Consider the following 26,371-nt stretch of genomic DNA (forward strand, 5'->3'; position numbering starts at 1 on the left):
TTCACAAAAACTTAATCTCCCCTATTTTTCGGCTTGGAAACCTGACTTATCCGGTGCCGGGCCTGCCGCATTAGGCTTGTTTCACGCCGTTGCCCGGCGAAGGCGACCGCTTTCCCGACGCGCCGCCGCCGCCACAAGCCTGACTATTGCAAAAAAGTGGTTTTGGGTATGTAGGCAGAGGGGCTACCTTAGTGCCAGTTCTTTTTTATACCTCGCGCCGTCAGGTTTTAGACGTTTACTAAACTTTGAAAGTTTAGTAAACGTATTTTCGGTTTAGACCATGCACAAAACCTAGCAGCGCGAGGTATAATCGCCTTGTTTTCTCATGCGAGGTTTAGCCGGTTGTCGCCTTTGAGAGTGTCCGGGATTCGAGAAGCTGCTGCCGCTGGCGCGCATTCACCCAATTTAGTTATCAAAACATTTTTTCCACCGATGAAAAAATCCTTTTCCCCCGCCGATGTTGGGCATGAGATGCCCAACACGCAACACGCAACACGCAACACGCAACACGCAACACGCAACACTTAAAGCTATAACGTTTTGGAAAGTCGTTATCGCTAAGTATTTAATGTTTTTTTTGCTCTTGCCAATGTCAATCAAGTCGTTCGCCCAAGTTAGCTGTGACCCGGCCCTAAATATTGAACTCAACTATGAGCCAAGTTTGGGTTTTCCCGTACAATTTGGAATATGCGACTTGTCGTTTGCGGCAAACTTGACTTTTCAACATTCCTACGAATCCGCCCACGACTACACGGTAAACATAACCTTTGACCCGCTCTTTTTCGATTTTCTGGGTACAACTCCTGCTTTGACAGATTTGATAATCACCACAGATATATTCGACAACATTGTTGTGTCGGGAACTTATACCGCGCCAGTAACAGACCCAGTCGTGTCAGGCGCAAGCTTGCTTTTCCACATGAAAAGACTTCAGAGGTGGGACAATTTCGAGTTTAAGCGGATAACTTACACTTTAACCGACCCGATTTGCGACCCCTCTTTGCTGGCAACGTTCAATCCCCCCTTGTTTTGCGCGGCGTACACCGACCTTACCATATTGCCAACCAATTCGGTAGCGGTGATGTTGCTGAGCGAGTGGATTTTGCCCTGCGGTGCGGGTACGACGGACAATGTGTTGATTGATGATGAGTTGGATATTGACCAGGATCACTGTTTTATCAGTCCGTCGTTGCCAAGCAGCATCGCGCTGTTTCCGGGCGCGAAGGTTACTGTAAGAAGTGGCAACACGCTCACGCTGCAAAACATGAACATCTTCTCCTGTGGCACAGAGCTCGGCCAAGGCATCGTCGTGGAGCCGGGCGCCACGCTCGTCATGGACGGTTGCACGGTGTCCGACTCGCGTTTTGGCATTGATGCGCAGCAAGGTTCCACCATTTCCGTGACGAACACCGCCTTCGCCGACAACTACATCGGCGCGCGGTTACACATGGAGGGCACGCCCAACCGCGTGCTCATCAACGCTTTTGGCGGCAACTCGTTTTCCACCGACAACGGCCTGAAGGCGCCTTTCGCGGGCATGCCGGAGGCGGTGGCGTTTCGGGGGCTGTGCGGCATATCGGTCAGCAACTACCGCGACTTCAACCTCTGGGGCGGCAACGATTTCAAGCGGCTGGCCAACGGCATCCTGTCGTGGAACTCCAGCGGCAACCTCGGCAACATGAGTTTCACCGACATGAATGGCAACGCCAGCGTTTACGGGTTGGAGGGCTTTGGCATCCACCTGTCGGGCAGGACCACCCGCCCGCTGTTTTTCAACCTCAACGAGTTCTGGACAACGATGACCTTCGACGATTGCAAAACCGGCATCTATGCCTTCAAGCACGCGCTCAACATCGAGAACACGACCATGACCAGCGTGGACGTGGGCATTGACGTGGCGCAATGCCAAACCAAGGATGTGGTGCTCGACGGCAACACCATCACGGCGCGGCGGTATGGCATTCGCTCGTTCTTGAATGAGCCGGTGCATCCCATTAGCGCGATTCGGGACAATACCATAAACATCACTGGCACAAGTGACGCAGTGAAGCCCTTTACCGGCATCGAGATGGAAGAAGGGGCATTTGGCTTGGATTTTACCGGATGGACGGTTGTTCGAAATCCTATTGCCTTGTCGGCAGGTGGGCGCGGCATCCTATATCGCAATGGAGTGGCAGGCAGATTGCTGGGCAACGCGGTCACTAACAATGCATTGCCGAGCCTTTACACGGGCATTAAAGTGGAAGGTGCTTTGTATGGCAACATCGCCGACAACATGGTCAATCAGTCGAGTTCGACTGGGCTTGGGCTGGCTACGGGCATAGAGAGCAGCGCGGGATGGAACAACACTTTCCAGTGCAATTGCGTGGACAACACCAACGTGGGGATGCAGTTCTACGACATGGCGGACTTCACCGATGCGGTGCGCGGCAACAGACTGAACAACCACTGCGTGGGTCTGCAGCTCGGCACGGGTGCCGTCGGAGGCGCTTCCATCGGCTGGCAATACCATACTGGCAATATCTGGGACCTTGATGCCATCGAACCGGGTTGCTTCGGGGGGGTAAACTATGGAGACCCGACCGCTTCTCGATTTTTTGTCAATGGCACTGCTAACCCTTCACTGAATCCGCCTGTTTCACCTTCGTCAGGATGGTTTACTGATGAACTTGGCACAACCTTCACCAATTGCAATTCCTGCGATTTCCCCAATTCGGAAGCCCCACCCCGGGTGACGGAGGGCAGTGTGCCGACGAGTATGGACAACGCCATCGCCACCGACGCATTCTCCCCCGATGTGTTCGAGAACGAAATGACTTGGAAGGGCAAATACCGCCTCTACCGCAAAATATTGCGCCAACCGGCCATCGAAAGTTATGCAACGGATTATGCCGACTTTATGGACGACCATGAAAACCTCTCGAGCGGCAAATTGGCTTACATTGCTGAGGAAAAGGCCAAACTGTTTGCTTTGAGCGCAACGGAGGACTCCATCTTGGAAAGCCGCCGCGTCCTCTGGCAACACCGGATAGACGGGCTGCGCGAGTTGGACAGCCTACTGCAAGCTGGCGCATCGGTCAATCAAACCCAATACGAGAATGCGGTGGAAGAAAGTGCGGACGCGCAAGACGAATACGAAGCATATCTGGATAGTTTGGCGCAAACCCGCCAGACAAAAATCCAGACCCTGCTCTCGCTCAACGCCGCCGCCAGCACCAGCCTGACGCCCGATGCGAACCACAAAACCTTGAACTTTATCGTCCTGAAACTTTTGCTGGCCGATTCGCTTGCCTCGGGCCACCTTGCCACACTGGCTGGCATCGCTGAGCAATGCCCATTAGAAGGCGGCGACGCAGTTTACGAAGCGCGGGCCTTTGTGACCTATCTCACCGGGGATGATTTCGACGATGCCGAGGTGTGTGCGGATACAGAGCGCGGGCAACGCCCAAACAAGCCGAGCAAATCGTCTGAAAGTGAAGTTGTTGTGCTTTATCCGAATCCAACGACAGGTCAGATAGCGTGGAGTGGCATTGCTGGCCAGCCAGTCGTTCTGCGAATTTTTAATGCGATGGGACAGTTGCAAATGGAGCAGGTCATTGTTGGTTCATCGGCTCAAATCGGCCAGTTGCCAGAAGGTCTTTATCAGGTGCAATTGCTCAATGCCCAAGACAAAACGTTGCTGATTTCGCAAAAAGTGCTGTTTATCAAACACTAATTCTCTCACACAAAGCAGCCTGTGCAGACCCGGATACTGTGCAGGCTGCTTTCATCCTTCCACTGACATGAAGTTGTTTTTTTTGCCGATACTCATAGTTTCGGCTGTTTTATCAACCGCGCACTCCCAACGGCAGGACAATGTATGGGTGCTTGGCTACAATTACGACCCCACCGACGCATTGGCAGAAGGCGTACACCTCCGTTTTGACGATTCGCTACAGATTTCATACCCTAAAAGACCAATGGGGCTTTTCAATTCCAATGCCTCTATCTGCGATTCTTTGGGCAACCTGCTGCTCTACAGCAACGGGTGTTATGTGGAGACCGCCGATGGGATAGAGGTAGAAAATAGCGAAGGAATGAACCCTGGCTTTTTATACAACCTTTTTTGCTCTGACAATTATGGATATGGGCTTTCCCAAAGCATAGTGCTGTTGCCCGACCCCGGCAATCCTGACCTGTTTCATTTTTTTCATATACCGTTGGTGGCTCCATCTTTTGTGAAAAATGTATTGCACACAGTGGTAGATATGTCAGCGAACAATGGCAACGGGACTACACTTTTCAAAAATCAGATAGTGGCGACAGACACGATCCACCGGCATGGCATACATGCGGTGCGCCATGCCAACGGGCGTGACTGGTGGATCATAGCGGCCAAAATATACAGCAATCGCTACTACCTGTTGCTGCTGACTCCCGACGGCGTGGAAACCAAATATCAGGAAATCGGCCCTGTAGATGTGGGTGTGGTGTACGGCGGTGAAATGGTCTTCTCTCCGGATGGCTGCAAGGTAGCGCGCTTCGATACCCGCGACGATTTGCGCATCTTCGACTTCGACCGCTGCACGGGCACGCTCTCCAACCCTGTGCATATTCCTATCCAAGACGAAGCCGACATTGAAATTTTGGCAGGCCTGGCTTGGTCTGCCGACAGCCGCTACATCTACACAGCAGAAGCGCAAAGGCTCTTGCAGTTCGACGCTTGGGCTTCAGACATCGCTGGGAGCATGGTGCTGGTTGCAGAGGCTGACCCGCCGCTCTGCCCTCTGAGCGGCAGCATCGGCATCATGGAACTCGGCCCCGACGGCATGATTTATTGCAGTCCATTCAACGGCCAAAAGTGCCTCCATCGAATGAAAAACCCCGAACGGGCAGGAACGGCTTGCGCCTTCGAGCAAAATTATTTCCAGTTAGACTACCCTTTTGACGGCCTCCCCCACTTCCCCAACTTCCGCCTCGGCCCCATAGACGGCTCGCCTTGCGACTCACTGGGCATAGACAACCATCCCTTAGCCAACTGGCGCTATGACCGCACGCCCGGCCTCGGCGTGGACTTCACTTCCGTGTCGTGGTACGAGCCTACCGACTGGTGGTGGGACTTCGGCGACCCCGGCAGCGGCCCGGCTAACCACAGCACCGAAAAACACCCCGCGCACACCTATACCGCCGCAGGCCCCTACGAGGTGTGCCTCACCGTGAGCAACCAATACGGCAGCGATACCAAGTGCAAAACCGTGTGGGTGGAGCAAACAACAAGCCTCCCTGGCCTCCCCCCAGCCCCCTCCAAAAGAGGGGGAGTGACACTGTGGCCGAACCCGACGGCGGGCGAGGTGCGGTGGGGCGGTGTGGAGGAGGGCGAGGAGGTGACGGTGCAGGTGCACGATGCCTTGGGGCGGCTGTGCCTGCAAGCGACGACGCGCGAGGGGCGAGCGGATTTGGGTGGGTTGCCGGAAGGGATTTATTTTGTGTCGTTGATAAACAAGCAGGGTAAGCGGATTGCCTCCAAGCCGATACTTTTGCATTAAACATCAACTTGTGCCAATCGAGCAACGTTTTTCCCTCGTCCGGCGTTACTTTTGCCCGATGAGGTCTCGTAAGCAATTTGCATTTGCCTTAATGCTGGTGCTGTCAGTTTCTTTTGCAGAAGCACAAGAACCGGATAGTAGTTTGCTGGTTTTTCCTGACTCTATTATGGTGGTGCAACGTGACAGCATGGCCCCCGCTTCCAAACAGCGGTTTGTAAAACGCTTTTGGTCTAAGGATTACCCCAATCCTAGGCGAGCGGCCCTGCTTGCATTCGTGTTGCCGGGCGCGGGTCAGGTTTACAACAAGAAATGGTGGAAGGTTCCCATCGTGTATGTCGGCTTGGGAACCGTGCTGTATTTCGAGATTGACAACATCAGGCAATATCGGGCGCTGCGCGACAACTACAAATGGCTGGTGGACGATGACCCCGACACCAATCCCACCGAACCGCCCTACAATCGTCTGGACGCCAATAGTTTGAGAAACTACCGCGACCAATGGCGACGCTATGTGGAAATCAACTCCATTCTTCTGGGGGTGGCATATTTGATGCAGGTGACCGATGCTTACGTGGACGCGCACCTGCACAGTTTTGATGTGAGCGAAAACCTGAGCTTGCGTTTTCGGCCAAAAATGGAAACAACTTATGGATTGGGCGCAACTTTTGGTGCGGGTGTGAGTTTACAGTTCGGCAGAAGCCGCCCGCAAAAATCACCCACACACCAATTTTCTTTTTCAAGCCCATAGTGTCAAGGCGTGAAATCCATCCTCGAAAGCGAATCCGATAGCCTCGAACTCACCCGCAGGCATTTTTACGAAAGCATGCGCTTCCCGCTATTTGCTATTGCGGTGCTCTGGCTTGTGCATTTTTATCAAGTGGCAGTGGGGTTCGACCCCGGCGAATACGGCATCATGTCTCGGCGTTTGTGGGGATTGCGCGGCATACTCACGGGGCCTTTGGTGCATGGCAGTTGGGGGCATCTCATCTCCAATTCTTTCCCGCTTTTTGTGCTGACGGGTATTTCGCTCTACTTTTATCGAAAAGTGGCGATTCGCGCATTTTGGATGATTTACTTGCTCACGGGATTGGCCGTTTGGGTTTTTGCTCGTCCGGTGTCGCATATAGGGGCTAGTGGGGTGGTGTATGGATTGGTCGCGTTCATTTTTTGGAATGGCATTTTTCGGCGCAGTCTGCGCTCCATCATTCTGGCAGCGGTGGTGATGTTGCTTTACAGCGGAATGTTCATGGGTATTTTGCCCGACCAAGAAGGTATTTCATGGGAAAGCCATTTACTGGGGAGCTTGGCAGGCATCCTCGCCTCTTTTTGGTACAAGGAAGAGCTTGAAGACGATGAGGCGACGCGACACGACCCTTTTGCCGACGAAAGAAACGTGGAGCGCCAATACTTTTTGCCTCGCGATGTTTTTGACAAGACAAAAAGTGAACGCGCGGCAGAGGAAGAGGCTGCACGAAGACAACAGGAACAAAACGACCGCATCATTCCGCCGTTTTGGAATCAGTCTTGGTGAGGAAAATTTGCCCCCCGCTCCTCTCGGAGGGAGCACGTCAGTTTTTCAGCTGCTCCAACTTATAGGTACGAATCACGCGCCGCACCTTGTTTGGCCACTCCGGGTCGCTGGCATATCCTGGCTCTTTCTTTTTCCAGTTGGGACTCAAGCCTTTGATGAAACACTCGACATCGAGCACTTCGCACTCAAAGGCATCTCGGAACCACTTTCGGCTATTGAGAAAAACGGCGAAGTCGCGCACGGCATCGCGGGGCGTGTCGTATTTGCGGAACTTAGAGTCCTTGCCTTCGTGAAACATGATGAAAGTCGGGCCTTTCCAGATGGAGGTGGCTCGCATCCCGAAGGGGTTTTTGGCATTTTGATAAAGGTAGCTGGTGAAGCCGGTGGATTCGAGGATGGCAATGCCGATGAAGGCTGTGGCAGGCACCTTTTCGTCCTTTTCCAATTGTTTGGCTTCATAGATGAATTCTTCGATGAGCGGCACAGCGGCACCGAAGGAATCGGAAATCATTTGGGCAATGGAACGTACCATAGCCGAATCGAGGCCGGATGAGGCCGCTTTCTTGGCATGCAGCACGGTGGTGCGAGGGGTAGAATCTTGGGCGTTGGATGTCGCGACAAAAGTGAGCATTGCTGCGCTCAACGTGAGCGCCATTCGGGTGTGGGTGAGAAGATTCATAATTAGCAGTGCATTTGATTACATAAACGAGGGATTAGACGAGACAAAACTACGACGTAACCGCTTTTTACATCATTTTTTGCCTGCCGTATTTTTGAGATTGCAAAGGCCGTACCATTCCAAAATACCACCGGATACTCAGCCAAGGTTTCCGCTCCCGGTTTTTCAGGGCACAATCACTGCCGAACAAGACACAGCGCCCCGCTTGGTGAACACAACGAACCAATATCGCCCTGTCGGATAGCCTGTCACCATGAGTTCGGTTTCGTTTGTCGGTGTTATGCTCGTTTCCCGCATAGCTTGGCCTTTTTCATTGAAAACCAAAACCTTATCAAAGGATTCCGATGCTTTTAGCCTTATCGTGTTGCTGGCCGGATTGGGGAACGCCTTCAACTGGACGGAACTCTGGGTGGGGGTTTTGGTGGCTACGGTGGAAACGCCTTTCCCGATGGTGTACTGCCCGGGTTGCACGTTGTCAATTCTGATGAACCCATATTTGTCGTTAGAAGAATTTATTTTGTTGAGCAGGTAAGTTGGGTACTCTGTCCACGGCATCCCAACCATTGGACGAAACAAGAGCAAGATGCTGTCCTCGCTGGGGCTTGTCTGGGCGAAGAGTTCGGTGTCCAGCTGGTCGAGCTGGCCTCTGCCGTCGTAAAAAATGCTGGCGCTCCCCACAAACCCTTGCGGCAAGTCCGCTTCGATGCTCCAATAGCGGTTGCTGAGCACATAATTGTTGGGATTCGAGAGGCCGCCGGTGTCGGGCATGGCATAGTGGTGTTCCACCCGAATAAGCGCCGAATCGGGCAAGGCGCTGATGTTCATATTCATTTTGGCGGGGGCAAAGTTTTTGCTGCCGCCCGTTTTCACCACCAATTCCTTCTCGGCGCGAGCGAAGAGTAGTTTTTGTTCGGTATTTATCCAGACAAACTTCGGCACGGGGTGGGGTAGGGGAAAGTGAAAGACCACTTCCGAATGTTCGCCGCTCACAGTGGCAGCTCGCGTTTGGCGCTGCCAGTTTTCATCCACAAAGGTGAACTCAAGCGGCACGTTCTGGTGGAAATGCGGGGCACCGCGCAGTTTTTGTTTCACAAATATCCGGCAGACAAAATAGGTATCAATCACAGGCACCTCAATGCGAAAAGAGTCCACCGAAAAGTGCGGGAAGCCCCCGCTAAAAACCCAATCTTCAAAGAAATCCGTCAGGTCTTGGCCAGTGGCGGCGTTCATTTTGTCGCGTAAATCGGCACTGCTCCAATCGGCGAACTGGGTGAGCGTCAAGGCCGAGCGAACGCCTTCCCGAAACAAAGAATCCCCAAGATAGCCGCGAAGGTTGTGCGCCACCACAGGGCCTTTGTTATAGACGTGTTGGCCATACGTCAAGGCGTGAGGCACCCCCGACACGGCGCGGTAGCCTCCTTCCGCGACGTGACTGTTTTCCAGCACGTTGAGAAAATTGGTTCGCACCTCTTCACGGAATTTGTCTTGACCGTACATCCATTCGGCGAAAAGATGTTCTGAATAGACCGCCCAACCCTCGTTGAGCCACATATCCTCGGCGGTGGAGCAAGTCGCCAAATCGCCCCACCAGTGATGCGACAGCTCGTGCACCCACAAAGATTCAAAGTTCAGTGAGCCATCAATGAACGAACGCCCGATGGCAACGTTGGTGGCATGCTCCATCGCGCCCGAGTTGAATGGCACAAGCGAATAACCGATTTTGGGCCACAGGTAGGGGCCAAACCAGTGTTTCATGCAGGCGAGCGCGTCCGGCAGGTTTTTGAAAGTGGCGGCCACTTTGCCCGTATCGGCGGGGGCGGCTGCTATTTCGACCGGGATGGCATCGTATTCCCGCCTCCATGTAGTGTATGGCCCGGCGGCAAAGCAGGCGAGGTAGGAAGGGATAGGCTGCTCGATGCGCCAGCGTCGCCGCACCTGTCCCGATTGTTGCGCTTCCTCGACCAATACGCCGTTGGAAAACCCCGGCCTGTTGGCCTGCGAAATGATGCTGACCTCAAAAGTGCTGCGCTCCACAAAATTGTCGAAACAAGGGAACCAAGCCCGCCCGAAAGAATGAGGGTCGGCGGCAAAGCCCACTCCGAGGTTGAAGGTGTAGCCGCTTTGGTTGTAGAAGCCACCCCAACCACTTGCGTCGGCTGCTGGTTGGCCGTGATAAGTGATGCTCAGCCAAGCCGTGTCGCCCGATGCCACAGGTGTCGGGCAATCTATTGTCAGCAGGTCAGCGGTTTTCGTGAAAGATGCCGGGCTTCCGTTCACGGACACCGAGTCAATGGTGAATCCCTGCAAATCCAAGCGAATCTCCGAGACTTCGGCCACGCGGGGCGTCCATTGAATGTTGCATTGGGCGCTGATTTGGGGAGCGTTGAGCAGGTTGAGCGTTATCTCGGTGTGCAAAAGGTCGAGCGAATCGCTGCGCGTGTCGGCAGCGAATGACAAAGACGTGGGGAGCAAGTTTTTTCTCGCCGCGCACCACTCGCCGGAACACAGCATTTTTTGAGAAAAAATCGAGCATGGGAATGAAAGGAAACAGAAGAATAAAAGAGGGCGCATGGCGTGTGTTGTGTGTTTTGCGTGGTGAAAATAAAGTTTTTGGGGAAATCGAAAGTTTGTTATTTTTGCCGTGTGCACGCCTCGAGCGGCCAATCCAATCCTTACTGTGCAGGTCTGTAATTTATTCGTTCACCTTTTTTTGATTCAGCCATGCACAAACTGTCCTTCCTGTTTTCCCTATCCTTTGTTGTCTACTGCCAGTCGGCTCGCATCGTCGCGCAATCTTGCCTTGCGAGCGGCATCACATTTTCGACTCAATCGCAAATTGACAACTTTTCCAATGACTACCCGGGCTGCACAGCGATAGAGGGTTATGTCTTGATTCAATCAATGCCCGACAATTCCATCACCAATTTGCAAGGGTTGAACGCTCTGACATCCGTCGGCGATTTTTTATGGATTCAGGAAAACAATGCGTTGTCGAGTTTATTCGGCCTTCACCGCCTCAAATCGGTGCAAGGCAGCTTGGTAATCCGAGACAATAAGATATTGTCAAATTTCACAGGCTTAGACAGCCTTGAATCAGTAGGTGGCAACTTTGATATTGACAACAACCCGGCGCTGCTCAACCTAACAGGCCTGGGCGCTTTAACGCACATTCAAGGCAGTTTGCGACTATTGAGCAACGCAAGCATCGGCACGCTTAATGGAATGGGTAGCGTTGCTTTCATTGGAGGGGGGCTTCAATTGACCAACAACAAGTTTTTGGCAAACATACAGGCGCTTGGCTCGCTCCAAAGCATCGGAGACTATTTGCAAATAGACAACAACAACACCTTGAACAGTTTGTCCGGTCTGAACAATTTGACCTCCATCCCCGGAAACGTCGAGCTGTCAGGCAATACGAACATCACGCACCTGAACGCGCTCAGCAACTTGAAATTTATCGGTGGACACTTGTTAATCAACGCCAACTCAAATTTGGCGACACTCAATGGATTGTCTTCCCTCGAATCTGTTGGAGGCTATTTGCAAATCACAAACAATAACGCGCTCAGGCATTTGAAAGGATTGAGCAAACTCGAATCCATCGGTGGCTTTTTGCAAATATCTCAAAACCTTAGCCTCACAAGTTTGGTGGGGCTAAACAACCTTGACCCCGTCTCCATTGATTCCTTAATCATACAACAATCATATATGCTTGATTTTTGCGCGGTTGAAAGCATTTGCAGCTATTTGGAACAGGACAAACCTGCCAGCATTTTCTCAAATAGCTCTGGATGCGCCACGATAACCGCCATAAAAAATGCTTGTGACGCGCTGCCCTGCCCAATATCGGACAACCTCACATTTGCGAGTCAAGGTCAACTGGACGACTTCGTCACCAACTATCCAAACTGCTCCAACATTAAAGGGGACCTGACCATTCAATCATCCAACATCACGAGCCTCGCCGCACTGGGCAACATAGACTCGATGGGAGGCAATCTCGCCATATTAAATTGCACCAATCTCGAAACGCTGGCAGGATTGGAAGCCCTCAAAACAATAGGAGGCGGCACAACCCTGCAAGGAAATTCGGCTCTGACTGAATTAAGCGCGCTAAAAGGCATATCCAGATTGATGGGCAATGTCATTATCATGCAAAACTCGAAACTGAGCACTCTCACTGGTTTTGACAGCGTGACGCATATTGCTGGTAATCTCAGGATAATCCAAAACACTCAATTGTCCAGCTTTGCTGGCTTGGGCGCTCTGATTTCCATTGGTGGCGAATTTGTTGTCGCAAACAACCCACAAATTCTCAATTGCAATAGTTTATCGAGCCTCGACTCCGTCATGGGCACCATAAGCATTACGAACAACGCCTTGCTAACAGAACTCTTCCAGCCCAATAGGCTGAAGTATCTGGGAGGGCGATTGTCTATTTCTACTAGTCAAGCGCTGACGCATCTATCGGGTTTTGAAAAATTGAAGGCATTCGGCAATGGCCTCACTATCCAAAACTGCGGCGCGTTGGTCAATCTTGCAGGGCTGGATAGCTTGAAGCATCTGGGAGGCACGCTTATATTGCGGGGAAATGCTTCGCTTGACGATCTCAAAGCGTTAGAGAATATTGACTACAACAGCATCACCCATCTGACACTCGAAAACATGAGCCAACTGAGTGTCTGCGTCGTGCAAAATATCTGCGACTACGTTGATGCGGGAAAACCCGCCATCATTACTAATAACGCCCCCGGTTGCAACAGTGTGGCAGAAGTGAAGGCAGCCTGCGACGCTTATCCTTGCCCGCCGGGCAATGTCGAACTTAAAACGCAGGAGCAGGTTGACAATTTTGCGCTTTTGTATGCCGGCTGCGACATGATTAACGGAAACCTTATCATAGAGTCTACGCCCAACAATGCCATTTCCAACTTGAACGGCTTGAGCGCACTGACCACGATTGGGGGCTACCTGTTCATCAGAGGCAATAAGGCATTGGATGACTTGGAAGGGCTGAATGCCCTTGAAACAATAGGCGGATTGTTCAGGCTTCAGGACAATAGTGTGGCCTCTGTGAAAGGATTGGAGAAGTTGAGTACGGTAGGTGGCAGTTTTTTCTTGTTCCAAAATCCCGAATTGACTGATTTGACCGCTTTTAGCTCGCTCACTTCAACAGGTGGGTATCTTAGAATCCAATCCCAAAATAGTCTTGAAACTTTGGATGGATTTTCGGCATTGAACAGCATTGGCGGCGACTTGTGGATAGAAAACAACCCCAAGTTGGTCAGTCTGACAGGATTAAGCAATTTGAGCACCATCAATGGGGTGGTCTCCATAAGACTAAATGGTGCTCTGACAACATTGGCAGGCTTGGACAATATCAGCCCATCCACTATTTTGGGCTTGACGATTCTCAATTCCGGCCTGCTTTCTGAATGTGCGGTGCAAAGCATCTGTGAATATCTCGCCAACGGCGGCTCCGGCACAGTCAGTGGAAATGCCACCGGATGCACCGACATCACAGAACTTAAAGCACAATGCCTGATAAACACGGATGAAGTGACAGAAGGCGCGTTTGGCATTTATCCCAATCCCGCGAAAGAGTGGCTTTATGCCCAAAAAGCAACTCCTCACAACGCAACTCTTGAGATTAGAGACCAATGGGGAAGGGTGGTGCAGGCACATAAGTTGAATGATGGGCTGACGTCGCTTTATATTGGGAACCTGCCAGCAGCCACCTATATCGTGCTGATACGCTCGAACGACGAAGTGTCTTTAAGAACACTTGTCAAAGAATAATGCAACTCATTATGCTTTCTCCAGCGTAAAGCCAAAAGTGCTGCCCTGCCCCAGCGTGCTTCGCACATTGATTGTCTGTTTGTGCGCCTCTATGATATGCTTGACGATGGAAAGCCCTAGCCCGGTGCCGCCTGCCTCTCGTGAGCGGTGCTTGTCGGCGCGATAAAAGCGGTCGAAAACGTGTTTAAGATGCTCCGGCTCTATGCCGATGCCGTTGTCGCTGACTTCCACGAGGATGTAGCTCTCCACGTCGTAGAAGCTGATTTTCGTGATGCCACCCTCTTTCCCGTATTTGATAGAGTTGTGTACCAAGTTGATAAGCACCTGACGGATGCTTTCCTTGTCGGCCCGGACACGAAAATGTTGGTGGGCGCCCTCCTTGTAAGTCAGTCGGATATTGCGCTCGCGGGCACGCATCTCGAGGTCGGCATACACGTCGTCGGAGAGGTCGTGGATGTCAAACTCGCGCAAATCAAGTATCATCTGGCCAGCTTCCAGCTTGTTGATGGTCTCGAGGTCTTCCACGATGGCTTGCAGCCGGTCCACGTTTTTGGCGGCGCGTTGCAGGTATTGCATATTCACGGCGGGGTCGTGAATGGCGCCATCAAGCAAGGTGTGTATGAAGCCTTGTATATTGAAGATAGGGGTTTTCAGTTCGTGCGAAACATCGCCGATGAAGCGGCGGCGATAGGTTGCCAATCTTTCCAGTTCTTCTATGTCGCGTTCGTTCTGCTCGGCCCAAGCATCCACTTCTTGTTCCACCTCATCAAGGATGTTTTTGCCCATGTCAATTTTGCCAGCCTTGAAGTCGGATGGCAGCTTGTGACGGTGTATGATTTTGTAAATCAATTTGATACGTCGAAAAATGTAGTAACGCACCAAATAAAAATTCGCCAAAAAAGCGATAGTGAAAACCCCGAGCACCAATAAGCCGATACTTTCCCATGAAATAACGAGAATGTGGGTGAGCTTGCAAAACAGGGCGAGCAGCGCCATTAGCACGGCAGAGACGGCAGCGACGTAAAACGAGAGTTGTTGGGGTGTCTGGTTTTTAAACATTCTTCTTCAAGTGCAGCGTAAACGAAGTTTTTTGAGGTCGCCACGAAGGCGCAGGGCCGGGAAGGTTTTCTTTGCGCCTTCGTGGCAAAATTAAAATTCAAAAATCAAACTTGTAGCCGATTCCCTTGATGGTCTTGATATAGTCTTCGCCGAGTCGCTCGCGCAGTTTTCGGATATGCACATCTATGGTACGGTTGCCGACGATGACATCGCTGCCCCATATTTTGTCAAAAATCTCTTCGCGGGTGAACACGCGCCCCGGCTTGGTCGCCAAGAGCCAAAGGATTTCAAATTCCTTGCGGGGCAATTCGATGGCTTGTCCCTGCCTGAACACCAGCACCTTCAATTTGTCAATCACCAAGTCGTGCAGTTCTATGGTTTCCCGCTCGTCATCTGCCATGCGAGAGGAGCGCCGCAGAAGGGCATTGATGCGACTGATGAGGACGCGAGGCTTGATGGGTTTGGTGATGTAGTCATCGCCGCCCACGTCGAGCGCGGTGATTTGAGAAAAATCCTCGTCGCGAGCCGTGAGGAAGGCGACCGGAATCATGGCGAACTCTTTCCGGCTGCGCAGAATGCGGCAAGTCTCCACCCCGTCCAGTTCCGGCATCATGATGTCGAGTATGATGAGGTCGGGTTTCTCGCGTTCTGTCACCTCGATGGCCTGCCGTCCGTCGTTGGCGGTCACCACCTTGTAGCCTTCTTTTTTGAGGTTGTATTGGAGGAATTCGAGGATATCCGGCTCGTCGTCCACGATAAGGATTTTTTTCGCAGGCGCGTTGTCCTTCATATACGTTTGATTTCGGGCAAAGGTAGAGGCACTCAAAACGCCCCTGTTTGGGGGCAAGTTTAAGTCTGTGTTAAGTTTCCAAAAATTCTGAGCCTCATTACCACCTCATTACCACCCGCAAATGACCCTTCGAATATCCTCGAACCACGTCACCCCCAGCAGTTCTTTCACTAGATTGTAGTCTGCGCACGCCTCTTCGCGACGATTGAGATTGAGCAGGGTGGTGCCTCGGTAGTAGAGCCATTCGGTATTGTTGGGCACTATTTTCAGCGCCTCTGCCCATTTTTTCACGGCATCCTCTGGCTTGTTTTCAGCAAGCAGGAAGGCCCCCTCCTCGGCGAGCAAAGTAGCCCTGTCGAATCGTTCGTTTGCTGCCTTACAGCCGGGCTTGGGCGATTTGAAAAAGACCCTCAAGGGCTGGAGTGTGGTCACGGCCTCCTCGTGGTACTGTGCGGGTGTCCAGCGGCCATCGGTTCGGTTGGCAAGGCGCAAGGCTTCCCATTGGAAGTCGGGGCCTAAATTCATGAAATCAAGTTGATTTTCCACCTCCACTGAGCCGTCGTCGTAAATGAACAACGACATTTCCACCACACCGGTCTTGCAGCTATCCAAGTAGGCTTGCGGGTATTGGAGGCGATGGTGGATGAATGAAATGAGCGAGTCCACCCCTCCTTCAAATTCCGGGTCGAGGTCAACAGTGGTGTAAATGGTATCGTTGTCGGCGGTCACATAGTAAGGTAGGGCCTCTCTCAACTTGAACCGCAAAGGCAGCGATTGCCTCATCCTGACCGGGACTCCCCCGCGCAAGGCAGGTTGCCAGCGCAACCCAACGGTGTCGAGAGCCATCAAAACCCTCAATGCCTCTTCGCCACAGCCATCCCCGATGTCTTTGAGCAATTTGTAGCTGCTCATGCGGCCATTCGGCTCCACCACAAAAGAGACCACCACGGTGCCTTGAGTGTTTTTTTCACGCGCCGCTTCGGGGTAAAGTATGTTTTGGCTAAGTAAGGATAACAGTTGCATTTCAGCGCAGCGGCGAATGCTATCATCCGTCCAGCCTTTGTGCAATTCGGGGTTGCAACTTCGCAAGATAGGGTAGGGCGCTCGGTCGGAAAGTTCGTAAATTGTCGTGTCGGCCACCTCTGTCTGAGCGGGGAGCCAACCGACTACAAGGGCAAACAGAAAAAGGGCAAGGGCAGATTTCAGATTTCTCATAACGTTCAATTGGGCGCGAAGGTAGGGAGGGGCGGGCATTCGGGGACAGGCCAAAAAGAAAAAAGCCCTGTCTCATTTGACAGAGCTTTGCAATTATATTCCCATGAACATTTTCAAATTAGGGGCGGCTATGCGTGTCTCACCTGTAGTTGGGGGCAGAATGGATTCGGATTAGCGATTGCTCGAAACGCGGACTGTGCCATTCTTGATTTTAATTGTAACAGGTTTAGCCATAAGCTGCTGCAAAAAGTTTGATTGTGAAATAACCAAAATTGAACGGGACAAAAATGGGGGTTAAATCTCTTCTTGACCAATAACATTTTTTCCCTGTTGTGAAGAAAAAAGGTTGGATGAAAAGTATGGGCTTGCAGAACATGGAATGAAAAAACTGGGCGGGACGGTGGTTCTAATTTTTAAAATTACTATTTTGGAATTTAAAATGGGCGCGTTTAGCAAGCAGTGGGAGTGGCTTTTTGTGAAAAATAAAACCGCTTAACAAGCCCTTCCAAAAAGGAAAAAAATGCAGCTGACGGACAATCGGGGTGTGAATTGCTTATTTGAAACATTGCCAACTAAACGACATAGTGGCACATTTTTGGCTGAGTGCAGTTGTTCGACATCGGGGAGTCGCCTACTTTTACACCCAGTTAAGCAACCATCACTTGATTCTGCCATTTCCCTTTAATCCACCTACCCTCTCACTTGCAACCTTCCCGTTATAATCCCATGCACATTCTCCTCATTGGAGCAGGTCAGTCCGACAAGGGCTGACCTTTTTTTATGTGCGTGGCTCACCGCTGCACGACCAATTTCTCCCGCCAAACTTTGCCTTGAGCGAAGTATTGCACCCAAAAAATGCCATTCGGCAAGTCATTGACGAAAAGGGTGCAGTCGCCTTCCTCTACCGACACGGATTTGAGGGTTTGTCCCAGGTTGTTTGCGATAAGAACTTGTCCTTGGGCGGGCAAATTTTTCAAGGTAATATGGGCACTGGCTGGATTGGGGTATAACTCTAAGGGGCGAAGATTTATCGAAATGGTAGGTGTCACGTCTCCAATTTGTTGAAAACCAAGAAAAAAGAGCAAGGTGTTGGTTAGCGCTGGCACAAAACATCCGCCGTGGTCGGCAGTGGGGTTGACATCTTGTGCCATAAAATTTAGGGCATTGACCGACAAAAATGTGTCGCGAGCGAGAACGCTGTTTTCAAAAGGCACTTGGTCGTCGGCCATGCAGTAGAACAAGCGCATGGGCGCTTTCGGGGTCCAGTCATTATAGGTGTTGTTGGCCGTCAAGGCGACGTTGATGGGATGCGTGGGGTCGTTGATGACGAGTTGCACGGTGCTGTCCTGCAACATCCTAAAAGGCCGCGACGCCCCCTCGTTGGCTACCAAAGTAGCGATGAGTTCGCTATTCAATTGAGACAGCGTGATTTGGCCGTTGTAAAAAAGACCAATCGTGGTGGCGTAGGCGGGTTTGAAAATATCTGTCAACTCGTTGAAAATGTTGCCGTACACAGTCTGATATGAGAGTGCGGTGTTGGGCAGATAGGCGGGATAGTTGTAGATGGTGTCGCTTAGTATGAGTGCCCGCATCACCTCGCCGATGCTGTAAGGCCCCGACAGGGGCGCTGCCGCCGTGACCACAAATTCGTCGCTCAGGTTTTTCTCGATTTCCCGGTGTAGGGCCATCGCGGCGTGGCCTCCCTGCGAGTAGCCCGTTATGAATAACTGTGCGTTGGTCTGCACGCCATTTTCCAACGCAAAATCAGCCGCCGCGCGAAGCATATCCGCTGCTACCCATGCCTCGCTTTCGGCATGGACATAAGGGTGGAATCCTTTTGAAACGCCCAATCCCAAATAATCGGGAAGCAAGGCCACATAGCCCAATCCGGCGAACAGCAACCCGAGACTGCCTTCCCCACCACTATTGTAAGTCACCGATGGCACATCCTGCTTCGAGCTGGATGTGCCGTGCTGATAGACGAGCCGCGGATAGACTTTGTTGGGATTGTCGGGAATGGCCAAAAGCCCTGACACAGTATCCGTGATGCCCTGGACATCTGGTGTCGTGTAGGTTATTTTGTAAAATTTTGCTCCAAATTGAATGAATGGAACCCCAAATTGTGTCAGCAACTGCGCTTGTGTCCGAGTGCCAAGCAACGTGGCGGACACAAGTTCCTGACTGTAAAGCGGGCAATTGGTCAGGAGGAGACACAACGAAGAAAGGAAGAACAAACGATGCATGAAAATTTGATTTTGGTGAACGCGATGGGGCAAATGTAGCGCAAAGGTGACGTTGCCCTAAAACTCCACCTCAATATCCTTGAGCACTCGACCGTCTTTTGTCTGAATGCGCACTATGTATTTCCCGGGCGGCAAATTCCAAACTTGCAGGTGAAAGCTGCTGCGATGCTCGCCCGCTTTCATGAGCTCTTCTTTTGAAATTTGCTTGATGAACTGGCTGTCGGCATCCAGTAGGTTCATCACCAGTTTTTCGTCCTTTTCCAAATAATATCGGTAGTTGCCCTCCACCACAAGGGCCTTGCCGAGCGCCGCGCGTTCGCCCGGCACGGCTTGCACCGTTTGGTACTTTATTTTGTAGCCAGGCATGTCTTTTCCCAGAAGGTCGGCGGTGAATTTGGTCAATTCCGCGTCGCCAATGCTGCCGAGCGAGCCGCCACTCGTGATGCACCAGACAGCTGCCTGGGCCTCTGATTTGCCAAGTTTGCCTTTTTCGACAATGTATTTGAGCAGGCTGCGCAGATGTTCCGCGCCCAATGCTCCCGCCGTGAACGCCGCACCAGCAAGGGGCGAACGGTCGCCTGCCTCAGCGCAAAAAGTTGTCAGCACAGCCTCAGCGGGGACTCTGGTGCCGACCACCAACGTTTGTTCTTGCGCGACCACGAGGGTCTGAAAACTCGAATCAGAAGGCTCCATGAATTGCCCTTGAGGAATGTGCACTCGCAAGGGTTTGCCATGCAAATTTTTGAGGACGACCTTCAAGCATTCGCCTTGATGCCCTCCTGCTCCTTCAGCGTGGAGGGAGATGAGATTCTGCTTCACTGCCTCGGCCAAATCGTATTTTGTTTGTTGGGCTGGCGTTTTTTGACCTAAGAGCAAAAAGGGGGAAAGCAGGAAAAGAGAATGGAACTGCGATTTTGCCATAAATACGGAATGTTTGAACCTCAAACGCAGCCGCTCGTGATATAAGTGTTTTGGCGTTCCATTCTCTAAATCAAAGCTCGTCAAGCATAGGGATGGGGTTGTGCCAAATGAAGAAACCTCGCACCTTCTGGACTCTTTGAATTGGTTGTTTAGTTTTTCTGAATGACGATGAATTTTTGCACGGAGGTCTTGCCTCCGGCAAAAACATGCGCCCAATAAACCCCTTGAGGCCATGCGCCGACATTCACGCGATTGATTTTAGAGGAAAGTCTTTGCTCAAGCATTTTTTTGCCCAAGGCATCAAACACATTGAGCTGACCGCCCTCGACATTGGATAATTCAATATTGAGGATATCGTTCGCAAGAGTCGGACATAGCTTTGCCCAATCGCCTTGCCCCAATGTCGTGGTGGAAGAGGGTGAGTTGTTGGCGGCAAATGTGCGATGCTGTATGACAAACGGGCCAGTGCCGTTTGGTATCCGTGCGAAGCCCATGTCTGTTGTTTGTTGCGGGAAATTCAGGGTGTCCACAAAATTGCCTTGTGGGTCGAGTAGCGCGAGAAACTCGCCGGAAGCAGACAGTTTAAAGTTGGCGTGCAAAGGTCCTTGCGCTTGGTCTTCATCGGCCCAAACAATCATGTAGCCATCTGCGGGGATGATGCTTCCGGCGGGGAATGTCCATTTGGTGAGATTGGATGGATTGTCGGTCAGGTAATAGCCGCTTAGGTCGAATGCTTGGTTGCTGTTGTTGTATAGTTCAATCCAGTCTTCGTGCTGGCCCGCTTCGTCGGTTTCGGCATTTTGATTCGATGCCAACAGTTCATTGATGACAACAGGCGCCTCGGTTGCCCATCCCGCGCCTACCCTGTACAGATATACATCGTGTTCCGCGCCAGCTGGTGCAAAGGAGACGGTGCCGGCGGTGTTGGCAGATTTTGCCTCCACATAAAACCGCACATAGGTGCCGGCGCTAAAATTTGGAATCCATGCACCATATATGCCATCGCCTATGTCTCCGTCGCCATGTTGCCCGTCGTCAAACATTTCAAGTTTGGTGAAATTGCCGTGTAGCGATGGGCAGTACCAAACATGAGCGGCAGCTACCCCATTCGATGCGCTAATTTTCGCCGTCACAGTAGCAGGTTCCGCCGAAGATGGCTCCGCCCATTCGCCGCCGCTGCTTTTCATACTGACATTGTCAATGACGGGCGCTGCGACGTTCATCTCAGGGTTGTTGAGCAAGTTGTTGCGACGATTTTGCAAAAAGTTTTTCAGCGCTTGCTTTTCGGAATTGTACTGCGCGTAGCTGTACAGTTTTTTAGGGTCGGCTTGCACTTCCGCCGCGATGAGTGCGTCGTATTGGTCAACAAGCGCGTTGAATTCCATCTGATTCATCGCGTCGTTGACAAGCGTCCGAAAATGCGCCAAATAACGCTGCCGAATGGAAGGGACGGCGAGCAGACGATTGAGCAGGGGATAATTCACCTTGTTGGCGTTGTAAAATACGCTCCAGTTCACGGCATTGTTTTTCATCACGCTGTTGCCATCAAATTCGAGTGGCGTGATGCGCTTGGTTTCCGCATCCCAGTAGAGGTAATAATCCATTTTGCCTTTGTGGACATAGCTGTCATCGTCGGAAAAGGCTATTTCCGAAGCTAAGAACCAGAGTGTCCGGTCGAGGTCGAGCACAGGTCTGATGGCCTCCTCCAGTTCATTGAGGGGTGTGTTGTTTAGCACGGCACAGACGCGCACAAGGTCGTCCCAGGGGTTTTCCTGCTTCGTTTTTTTCAAGGTGTAGTATTGCTTGTACTGGGTAGTGTCAGCGCCAAGATAATTGAGCGCGGCAGTGCCATCGCCCCACCCGCCTCCAGGCCCGCCCGGTGTGCCTTCGGGTCGGTCAGCCCTCCATCGGGAGCCGTCGTTGCTGAAAAACCACTCTCTGATGTAGTCGCCGTTTATCTGCTGAATATGCGGATAAAGACCCCAATTCTGGCCGTTTATAAACAATCTGATATATGCGGCCTTGGCAGCAGGGATGTGTCGGCGAATCTGGCGCAAGTATGATACTTCCCGCATGAAAGAGGGGTCTTCATAGGCATTGTTCAGGTTCAAGGTGGTGTAGCCTTCCAGATTTTGTTCCGGGTCGGCGTAGTCCAGTGTTATATTGAATGATTTTTTGTCGGCATTCTGAATGAACATGTAGGAGGTCTGTCCTTTGAAGCGCACCCCCACGTTGGGAAAAGTGTCGGTGCCCACTACCAAAGTAGCGGGTAAATCTGTTTTGATTTGATAATTCGCCTGTAGTTGTTGCCAGTAATTGGGCTGTGAAAACCAGAGGTGGAATGTCCGAATTTGACTTTCGTCGTAAAGCCCCCACGATTCACGCCCGTTGGTGTACAGAATGTGTTCCGTTGGGGAGAAATACATGGCATCGGGCAGTGTTTGGGCAGACAACGTGGATAGCCACAAGAAGGGAACGGCAAGGGTTAGGAGCGGACACAGGATAAAATTGCGCATGGTGGAAGGTTGAAAAATGCCCCCGAAAACCTTATTTCGGGGGCATGGAAACGTAACCGTATGTTATGAATGTGTGGAAGTTGGATACACGAAAACAACACGAGGTTTTGGAACACAAGGTTGCTTGCCGCTGATTTCATTGGAAGCGATATTGCAAGCTGGCTTTCAGCAAAAGCATGTCAAACGAAGGCGCTCCCGAAGTGAAATTTTTTGAATAATCCGCCCAAAGCCCAAAGGCCCAGCTACGAGTCTCGTGTTCCAAGCCTGCGCCAAGTCGCCACGCATCGCCTAGAAATTGAGCGTCGGATTTTTGCACTTTATATCTCGGCTTTCCCATGGGCGGATGGGGCGGGGTGCTCTGTGCCTTGGGTTGAAATTTGAAAGTGATGGTTTCGGGCGATACCCGATTCCATGTGTGGGTCAATCTCACGGATGGCCTCACCCAGCCATAGGTTGGGAAGGCGTAGCGCAAGCCCAATCCGTAGTGCTGTTGGCGTTGGGTGCTTTCCACCTTGACCAATTTTTCCTTGGGCGGCTGAGGCCCGGGATTGGGGTTGGGCGATGGGTCGTTTACTGGCTTGTGCGGAGGGTGGAATTGAGGATGATATTTTTCGGTGGATATGTCGAACTTCAGCCAGTCAGCAGAGGCTGTCAGCCAAAAGTTGCCCAGTACATTGTATTCCAACGCGACACCATGCCCATTCAATGGAGAGATGCCGCTTTTGGAGGGGGCGGGCAATCCTCCGAGCACTTGGATACCCGCACGAAAACGTGAAAAATCGCGGGTTGGTTTTAGGGTTTTAGCGACCGTTTTCATTGTCGCGATGGTGTCTATTTCGGGAAAAGAAGGAAGGGGGTGTGCAAACTGGGATTTAGCCAAGCGAAAGGGCTTGTTGGCAAGAAGCATGTCTATTGGCGCAATGGTCACGCCGATGCCTTTTTCCGCTCCCATGTCAGCAGCGTCGTTTGCGACTGGTGTTTCGGGGTTGGATTCCTTCTCGATGAAAACGACAATTGCTTTTCCCTTTTCGTCGGTAGTGGGTTGGAGTTTTATTGGTTTGCCTTGGCTTTTGTGCAATATCATGGTCTTGGGTTGTTTCGAGTTGTCGGTGTCTGTCTTCGCAAAGGAGGAGGTCTCATTCCCGCGTGTATTTGTCTGGTTGTCGCTAGTCTGTTCTTGTTTGTTCGGCCTACTTTTTCTCAAGTTAGAAATCTCATTTTCAGCCGCTTGTCGCTGGACTTGAAGGGTTGCTATTTCGCGCTGTGCTTCCGCGTATTTTCTCTGGGTACTTATTGTTTTCCAGCCCAGCAACACCGCAGCCATGATTGCACAAGCCGCGGTGGTCTGCCAATATCGAAGATGTGACTTCGCACGCACGAGGTATCGCTCCGCTCCTATATCGAAGGCTTCAAGTCTCTTGGAAAGCGCCTTCCAATTTTTTTCACGACGAGGGTAGCGGCCTTCTTCGTCAAGTTTTTCAGCAAAAAAATCATCGAAGTTGCTCATGTTTTTTTCGAAAATTCAAAATCGTCCGCAAATATGGTTTTCAGGTGTTGTCGCGCCCGTGATAGGTTCGACTTGGAGGCTCCGACGCTGATGCCCAATGTGTCGGCGATTTCTTCGTGCGAGAAGCCATCCACCACAAACAAATTGAACACCGCTCGATAAGAGGGAGGCAACAAATCGAGCATGGATATTATCTGCTCACGGGTCATGTCTTCCACCACATCTGGCTCTTCAGAGGAGTCGTGCCATGGCTGCAACTCGTTTACAAGCACTTGGCTCAATCCGGAGCGCAGAAGGTCAATTGCGGTGTTGATGACGATGCGGCGCAGCCAAAAACGAAACAGTTGTGCCTCGTTGTAGAGGTGAATTTTGGTGAAAGCCTTGAAAAAAGCATCGTTCACGACTTCTTCCGCCGCTTCGACACTGCCTACATAGCGTCGAGCAATTGTCATGGCATAGTTGTAAAACATCGCGTATAGGCGATGTTGGCTTGCCCGTTTGTTTTGGCGGCAACCTTCTATTAGGTGTTCAATTCTCACTTCTTATTCACCATTCAGTGGTCTCGCCGCCATTTGCTCGAGGGGTTTGCATGACGACAAGGGTGTTATGTGGATGTAGTACGATTAGAGCCAGAGGAGGGGTTGCGCTATTATCGAAAATTTCATGCAAAAAAAGTGAACGCCCTGCGCATATCGGGCGCAGGGCGTTCAGAAAGGAGGCATATCTGCCAAGTGTGTCGTCAAAACGGTCTTTTCTCAGGTGTTTAGGCTCATTTTCAATTTCTTTTCCACCTCTTCCACCGTGTCTTTGAAAATCATGTCCGTATCCATCATGTCTTGCACCGCTTTGCAGGAATAAATGACGGTGCTGTGGTCGCGCCCGCCGAACTGCTCACCGATTGATTTTAAAGACTTGTTGGTCAGTTTCTTGGCAAGATACATGGACAATTGCCGGGCGATGACGATGTTGCGTTTGCGGGTCTCGTGATGCAATTTTTCCACTGGCACGTTGAAATGCTCCGCGACTAATTGCTGTATGAATTCGACCGTGATTTCTTTGTTGATGGTCGTCACAAAGTTGCGAATCACTTCTTTGGCTAATTCAATATCAATGTCTCTGCGAATGAGCGTGGCTTGTGCGAGCAATGAAATCATCACCCCCTCGAGCTCGCGAATATTGTTTTTGATGTTATAGCAGATAAATTCCAACACATTGGTTGGGATGTCCACTCCCTCGTCTTCCATTTTAGCTTCCAATATGGCCATCCGTGTCTCCAAGTCGGGTGCCTGCAAATCGGCGCTCAAGCCCCACTTGAACCGTGATATGAGCCTGTCCTCGATGCCTTCCAAATCCTTTGGCGCACGGTCGGAGGTTAATACGATTTGCTTGCCGTTTTGGTGCAACTGATTGAAGATGTGGAAAAAAATCTCTTGTGTCTTTTGTTTTCCCGACAAAAACTGGATATCGTCAATAATAAGCACGTCAATCATCTGGTAGAAATTGACAAAATCATTGACAGAGTTGTTCTTGATGGCCTGAATGATTTGGTTGGTGAATTTTTCAGCCGACACATAGAGTACTGCCTTGTTGTCGAAGCGACTCACAACCTCGTTGCCGATGGCTTGTGCGAGGTGGGTTTTGCCCAAACCCACTTCCCCAAAAATCACCAAGGGATTGAAGGCGGTGCCGCCCGGCTTTTTGGCAATGGCCAGCCCTGCGTTTCGGGCCAAGCGGTTGCAATCGCCTTCGATAAAATTATCGAAAATGTAGTTGGGGTTGAGCTGTGGCTCCACCTTGATGCGCTTGATGCCGGGTATGACAAAGGGGTTCTTTATCATCTCTGCATCGAAAGCGCCGGGCACTGGCTCGCTGTCTTTTTCCGACGACGGTTTGGTGCTGACTTTGGGCAGTGCCGATTTCAGCGCATCGTGTCCGTTGCCATTTTCGGGAATGTGGTAAACCAAGCGCCCACGCTCGCCCAGCTCTTGACGAATGCTCTTCTTCAATAGCTGTACATAGTGCTCTTCGAGCCATTCGAAGAAGAACTTGTTCGGGACTTGGATGGTCAAAACTTCGCGGTCCAGCAATACGGGTTTGATTGGCTCAAACCAAGTTTTGAAGCTCTGTGGGTTTACGTTTTTCTTGATGGTACGCAGACAATTGTCCCATACCATTTGGTAGTCGCTTGTCATACCTTATGGCGCATTTGGAAAGCGGGAAAAGTTCCTATCCGTTTTGTGTGTTGAGTGCTGTTCAGTCGAGCAGGGAGACAAAGATTGGCTTTTCCTCCAACTCCACGAAAGAGATTTTTACTTTTTTCGACAAAAAATTTTTGAGGTCCGAAAAAGGCCTAAAACAGGGACAAAATGAACACAAAATGAGGCGGGCGTTTGTGGTTTGGCTGGAGACAAGGCAAAGGCAATGTTGGCAAAATGTGGAAATTTTAATTTAAAATGTTGAGAAGAATTTTATTTGAAAATATAAATTTTGAAAGAGCGGTGTTTTGAGCCTTGTGGCAGATTCGCTCCTTTTGCATATCTAGCGGCAAAAACGCTGCTATTTTAACTTGTCTAATGCCCAATGAACTGA

General features: G+C 51.2%; 16 protein-coding genes. 5 read left to right on the forward strand and 11 right to left on the reverse strand.

Annotation, left to right across the window (positions count from 1 at the left end; translation table 11 throughout):
* The first annotated feature begins 712 nt into the window (after positions 1-712).
* The 4 genes from KIS77_04585 to KIS77_04600 all read left to right on the forward strand — a co-directional run bounded on the left by KIS77_04585 (position 713) and on the right by KIS77_04600 (position 7,056).
* Positions 713-3,715: a T9SS type A sorting domain-containing protein gene (locus tag KIS77_04585; GenBank protein MCW5921598.1), complete on the forward strand. Its 3,003-nt coding sequence runs from the start codon at positions 713-715 to the stop codon at positions 3,713-3,715.
* Between the two features lie 67 nt (positions 3,716-3,782).
* Positions 3,783-5,525: a PKD domain-containing protein gene (locus KIS77_04590; GenBank protein MCW5921599.1), complete on the forward strand. Its 1,743-nt coding sequence runs from the start codon at positions 3,783-3,785 to the stop codon at positions 5,523-5,525.
* Positions 5,526-5,616: 91 nt separating this feature from the next.
* Entirely contained in the window at positions 5,617-6,273 is a 657-nt protein-coding gene (locus KIS77_04595) for a hypothetical protein (GenBank protein ID MCW5921600.1), read from the forward strand.
* Between the two features lie 9 nt (positions 6,274-6,282).
* On the forward strand, positions 6,283-7,056 hold the full coding sequence (locus tag KIS77_04600) for a rhomboid family intramembrane serine protease (GenBank protein MCW5921601.1): 774 nt from the start codon (positions 6,283-6,285) through the stop codon (positions 7,054-7,056).
* A 37-nt stretch (positions 7,057-7,093) separates the two neighbouring features.
* On the opposite strand, the gene KIS77_04605 is transcribed toward KIS77_04600, so the two are convergent.
* Positions 7,094-7,735 (reverse strand): glucosaminidase domain-containing protein, encoded by a 642-nt coding sequence (locus KIS77_04605; protein ID MCW5921602.1) that lies wholly within the window; start codon positions 7,733-7,735, stop codon positions 7,094-7,096.
* Positions 7,736-7,900: 165 nt separating this feature from the next.
* Positions 7,901-10,207, reverse strand: coding sequence for a M1 family metallopeptidase (locus tag KIS77_04610; protein ID MCW5921603.1), 2,307 nt, complete (start codon positions 10,205-10,207; stop codon positions 7,901-7,903).
* A 249-nt stretch (positions 10,208-10,456) separates the two neighbouring features.
* Between KIS77_04610 and KIS77_04615 the strand changes: the two genes are divergently transcribed.
* Entirely contained in the window at positions 10,457-13,531 is a 3,075-nt protein-coding gene (locus tag KIS77_04615; GenBank protein ID MCW5921604.1) for a T9SS type A sorting domain-containing protein, read from the forward strand.
* Between the two features lie 9 nt (positions 13,532-13,540).
* On the opposite strand, the gene KIS77_04620 is transcribed toward KIS77_04615, so the two are convergent.
* The 9 genes from KIS77_04620 to dnaA all read right to left on the reverse strand — a co-directional run bounded on the left by KIS77_04620 (position 13,541) and on the right by dnaA (position 25,974).
* Positions 13,541-14,590: a sensor histidine kinase gene (locus KIS77_04620; protein ID MCW5921605.1), complete on the reverse strand. Its 1,050-nt coding sequence runs from the start codon at positions 14,588-14,590 to the stop codon at positions 13,541-13,543.
* A 97-nt stretch (positions 14,591-14,687) separates the two neighbouring features.
* The gene (locus KIS77_04625; GenBank protein MCW5921606.1) at positions 14,688-15,380 is read right to left on the reverse strand and encodes a response regulator transcription factor; all 693 of its coding nucleotides are present in this window, start codon (positions 15,378-15,380) and stop codon (positions 14,688-14,690) included.
* A gap of 108 nt (positions 15,381-15,488) precedes the next feature.
* On the reverse strand, positions 15,489-16,595 hold the full coding sequence (locus KIS77_04630; protein ID MCW5921607.1) for an energy transducer TonB: 1,107 nt from the start codon (positions 16,593-16,595) through the stop codon (positions 15,489-15,491).
* 791 nt (positions 16,596-17,386) lie between these two features.
* Positions 17,387-18,838: a T9SS type A sorting domain-containing protein gene (locus KIS77_04635; GenBank protein ID MCW5921608.1), complete on the reverse strand. Its 1,452-nt coding sequence runs from the start codon at positions 18,836-18,838 to the stop codon at positions 17,387-17,389.
* Positions 18,839-18,895: 57 nt separating this feature from the next.
* Positions 18,896-19,759, reverse strand: a complete 864-nt coding sequence (locus KIS77_04640; protein ID MCW5921609.1) for a hypothetical protein — start codon at positions 19,757-19,759, stop codon at positions 18,896-18,898.
* Positions 19,760-19,908: 149 nt separating this feature from the next.
* Complete coding sequence (locus tag KIS77_04645) at positions 19,909-22,275, reverse strand: CotH kinase family protein (GenBank protein MCW5921610.1); 2,367 nt, start codon at positions 22,273-22,275, stop codon at positions 19,909-19,911.
* A gap of 136 nt (positions 22,276-22,411) precedes the next feature.
* Positions 22,412-23,782 carry a hypothetical protein gene (locus KIS77_04650; protein MCW5921611.1) on the reverse strand — a complete coding sequence of 457 codons (1,371 nt, stop codon included), beginning with the start codon at positions 23,780-23,782 and terminating at the stop codon, positions 22,412-22,414.
* Positions 23,779-24,321, reverse strand: a complete 543-nt coding sequence (locus KIS77_04655) for an RNA polymerase sigma factor (GenBank protein ID MCW5921612.1) — start codon at positions 24,319-24,321, stop codon at positions 23,779-23,781. The genes KIS77_04650 and KIS77_04655 overlap by 4 nt, the downstream gene beginning before the upstream one ends.
* A 216-nt stretch (positions 24,322-24,537) precedes the next feature.
* Entirely contained in the window at positions 24,538-25,974 is a 1,437-nt protein-coding gene (gene dnaA, locus KIS77_04660) for a chromosomal replication initiator protein DnaA (protein ID MCW5921613.1), read from the reverse strand.
* Positions 25,975-26,371 lie beyond the last annotated feature (397 nt).

The organism is Saprospiraceae bacterium (assembly GCA_026129545.1).
GTDB lineage: Bacteria > Bacteroidota > Bacteroidia > Chitinophagales > Saprospiraceae > M3007.

Coding starts and splice junctions, on each gene's coding strand:
- KIS77_04635 (MCW5921608.1), bottom strand. CDS start 18,838: ATGCATCGTTTGTTCTTCCTTTCTTCGTTGTGTCTCCTCCTGACCAAT.
- KIS77_04630 (MCW5921607.1), bottom strand. CDS start 16,595: ATGAGAAATCTGAAATCTGCCCTTGCCCTTTTTCTGTTTGCCCTTGTA.
- KIS77_04645 (MCW5921610.1), bottom strand. CDS start 22,275: ATGCGCAATTTTATCCTGTGTCCGCTCCTAACCCTTGCCGTTCCCTTC.
- KIS77_04620 (MCW5921605.1), bottom strand. CDS start 14,590: ATGTTTAAAAACCAGACACCCCAACAACTCTCGTTTTACGTCGCTGCC.
- KIS77_04640 (MCW5921609.1), bottom strand. CDS start 19,759: ATGGCAAAATCGCAGTTCCATTCTCTTTTCCTGCTTTCCCCCTTTTTG.
- KIS77_04650 (MCW5921611.1), bottom strand. CDS start 23,782: ATGAGCAACTTCGATGATTTTTTTGCTGAAAAACTTGACGAAGAAGGC.
- KIS77_04605 (MCW5921602.1), bottom strand. CDS start 7,735: ATGAATCTTCTCACCCACACCCGAATGGCGCTCACGTTGAGCGCAGCA.
- KIS77_04595 (MCW5921600.1), top strand. CDS start 5,617: ATGCTGGTGCTGTCAGTTTCTTTTGCAGAAGCACAAGAACCGGATAGT.
- KIS77_04615 (MCW5921604.1), top strand. CDS start 10,457: ATGCACAAACTGTCCTTCCTGTTTTCCCTATCCTTTGTTGTCTACTGC.
- KIS77_04625 (MCW5921606.1), bottom strand. CDS start 15,380: ATGAAGGACAACGCGCCTGCGAAAAAAATCCTTATCGTGGACGACGAG.
- KIS77_04590 (MCW5921599.1), top strand. CDS start 3,783: ATGAAGTTGTTTTTTTTGCCGATACTCATAGTTTCGGCTGTTTTATCA.
- dnaA (MCW5921613.1), bottom strand. CDS start 25,974: ATGACAAGCGACTACCAAATGGTATGGGACAATTGTCTGCGTACCATC.